This is a genomic window from Archangium violaceum Cb vi76, assembly GCF_000733295.1.
Taxonomy (GTDB): domain Bacteria; phylum Myxococcota; class Myxococcia; order Myxococcales; family Myxococcaceae; genus Archangium; species Archangium violaceum.
Window position 1 is genome coordinate 1 of the sequence record NZ_JPMI01000195.1, and the last position, 416, is coordinate 416.

Here is a 416-nt window from a genome sequence, read left to right on the forward strand (position 1 = left end):
CTCCCTCCCATGACGACACCTCCGCAAGAGTCCCCGCCGCAGCTCCTAACCGACGAACAGAAGGCCGAGCAGTACGCACGGCAGATCCGCGAGCACCTGGAAGCCGCCATGAGGCTCGCCACCGACGCGCAGCGGCTCGCTCTCCACCATCAGCACAACGAGGCCGCGCGCCGCTACGGCCAGGTCTTCAAACACGCCGACTTCGCCAAGACGAACCTCGGCCACGCAGAGACGGCTGACCTGCGTGGCTACCGCCACACCGAAGAGTAGAGCAGCACCGCCGCCCCCTGGTCCCGGCCCCTCCCGGAGCATCACCACCAGGCCTCCTGGTAGAGGCCACCCACCGCGCCCACCGCCTCTGCCGCGCCCTCCCCTCCCCCGCTCGTCCTGGAGCTCGCCTCAGCGTCCCGACGCGG

Annotated in this window: 1 protein-coding gene; it reads left to right on the plus strand. The window is 70.4% G+C overall.

Features of this window, described 5'->3' with window-relative positions; genetic code table 11:
* On the plus strand, nt 1-270 hold a 270-nt coding region (locus Q664_RS59345), incomplete at its 5' end, for a hypothetical protein (protein ID WP_043401518.1).
* Between the last annotated feature and the right edge of the window lie 146 nt (nt 271-416).